Origin of the sequence: Galactobacter valiniphilus (assembly GCF_003575975.1) — a bacterium.
GTDB lineage: Bacteria > Actinomycetota > Actinomycetes > Actinomycetales > Micrococcaceae > Galactobacter > Galactobacter valiniphilus.
This window is the reverse complement of sequence record NZ_QQXK01000068.1, coordinates 1-1272: the sequence shown is the minus strand read 5'-3', so window position 1 is coordinate 1272 and position 1272 is coordinate 1. Positions and strand designations below refer to the sequence as shown.

The following is a 1272-nucleotide window of genomic DNA, read 5'->3' as shown; positions in this document are numbered from 1 at the left end:
GGCGTGCGCTCACTTTTGCAACCTCCGAGTGCCCCCGGTGGCGCGCCCCGTCTCACGGCCTTGGTCGCAGTCCGCCGACTAAGGCCACGTCTTCGTGTCAGTCTTTGATCATGGGTGAGTCTCGATAATCCACAGTCCAGCGAGGCACGGAATATGCGCCCACATCTTTCCGTGCCCTCTTTTTGTGCTACATTTTTGGTACGGGACTTGAGTGGACGGACAGCGCGGCACGTCACGGGATCTTGCGAGCCGATGCGCTCTATGCGATCTCCCATCACGAGGTCTCTGCTGAGATTGAGGGTCGAGACGGCCTCCGCACGGTCCTCTACATCGGCCACCCGCACGGGCAGACTGATCGATACCTTGAAGTGATCGTGGCCCTGTGGGAGCCGCGGAACATGCAGGTGTTCCACGCGATGGAACTCACCGACAAGTGGCGGTACTACTGACGCAGGAGGAAGACTGATGCAGGCACAGCGAGAGGCCGAGCTGAACGCTCTGGCCGGCGCCGCCGAGCGCGGCGAACTCACCGTGAAGCCGGGCACGGTGAAGCGGGGGAGCGCATCGCGCCAAGAGGCGCAGGCGCTGCTCATGGAAGCGACCGGCACGGCCAGCGTGGAGGAGATGACGCGCGTCGTGCTGGGGCGCCCGCGCGTGGGCGCCGCGGCCGGCGAATCGCCGATCATCCGCGCGCGCGTCCCGCAGGAGCTCAAGGCCGGCTTCGCCGCCCTGGCCCTGCGAGAGGACCGCAAGGAAGCAGACCTGGTGCGCGAGGCCCTGGCCGAGTACCTCGTCTCCCGCCGCGCCGGCTAAACGAGTTCGTGGCCACGAACCCAGCACCGGGCACCGCCGAGGGCGAGGGCCGCTTCTGGTCCAAGGTCCACCGCGGCCCAGAGGGGGCCTGCTGGATCTGGTTGGGCGCGATCGCCGATGACGGGTACGGGCGCTACTACCTCCACGCCGGCACCGGCGGGATGGTGCGCCCGCACCGCTACGCCTACGCCCTCGCACTCGAGATCGAGCTCGAGGAGCTGGGCGAGCTGATGCACGTCTGCGACGTGCCCGTGTGCGTGAACCCCGCCCACCTGCAGCCGGGGGATCACACGGAGAACATGCGAGACCGAATGCGGAAGGGCCGCGCCGACAACGGGCTCTTCGGACATTCGGTGGGGGTAGGGCGCGCCGGGTGAGGTTCGGCGGGTAGGGGTCGAGGTCCCCGAGGATCAGAAGCGCTAACTCCCTGATCTATCACGAGGACCTCGACGTGCTTCA

The 1272-nt window shown here is 67.1% G+C and carries 3 protein-coding genes; all 3 read left to right on the top strand.

Annotated elements, in window-relative coordinates:
- Window positions 1-242 precede the first annotated feature (242 nt).
- From DWB68_RS15725 to DWB68_RS15715, 3 genes are read left to right on the top strand one after another with little or no spacing between them, the layout of a single operon-like run.
- Window positions 243-449, top strand: coding sequence for a hypothetical protein (locus tag DWB68_RS15725; protein ID WP_199700484.1), 207 nt, complete (start codon window positions 243-245; stop codon window positions 447-449).
- 16 nt (window positions 450-465) lie between these two features.
- Window positions 466-813: a hypothetical protein gene (locus DWB68_RS16485; RefSeq protein WP_199700483.1), complete on the top strand. Its 348-nt coding sequence runs from the start codon at window positions 466-468 to the stop codon at window positions 811-813.
- A gap of 8 nt (window positions 814-821) precedes the next feature.
- On the top strand, window positions 822-1190 hold the full coding sequence (locus tag DWB68_RS15715) for a hypothetical protein (protein ID WP_119426050.1): 369 nt from the start codon (window positions 822-824) through the stop codon (window positions 1188-1190).
- Window positions 1191-1272 lie beyond the last annotated feature (82 nt).

Bases quoted from the DNA above. Each gene is read 5' to 3' on its own strand.
- DWB68_RS16485 (WP_199700483.1), top strand. From the start codon at position 466: ATGCAGGCACAGCGAGAGGCCGAGCTGAACGCTCTGGCCGGCGCCGCC.